The following is a 365-nucleotide window of genomic DNA, read 5'->3' on the forward strand; positions in this document are numbered from 1 at the left end:
GGCGTTGTGGTTCTAATATTGCTTTAGATGTTGCGTCACTTGTGCACGATGCTCGCGACTACTATTTAGCGCAATACCGTAATGATTTAACAAAAGCAAAAGAACAAGAAACAAGGCCGGTAAAGTGGATACAAAGAAGCATCAACGTACAAAGCAGTAAACCATTTAAACCTGTTTTCTTAATTGAGCCTTTAGTTATGTTGGGTGATCTAGATAAAGATATAGAAGGACGGATCAGATTCTCATCAAAGGGGACTAATGGCGGGTTTATTGAAAAATATAATAAACTAAAAATAATGGATTTATCGGAAGTTCACGCTGGTGGTGCAGGTAATGCACCGATATTAGGTCAATATCTAGCAAAA

1 pseudogene is annotated in these 365 nt (G+C 37.5%); it reads left to right on the forward strand.

Features of this window, described 5'->3' with window-relative positions:
• Positions 1-365, forward strand: a pseudogene (locus tag CWB78_RS18590) (hypothetical protein); the annotation flags it as partial.

Origin of the sequence: Pseudoalteromonas sp. S1612 (assembly GCF_005887175.1) — a bacterium.
Taxonomy (GTDB): domain Bacteria; phylum Pseudomonadota; class Gammaproteobacteria; order Enterobacterales; family Alteromonadaceae; genus Pseudoalteromonas; species Pseudoalteromonas undina.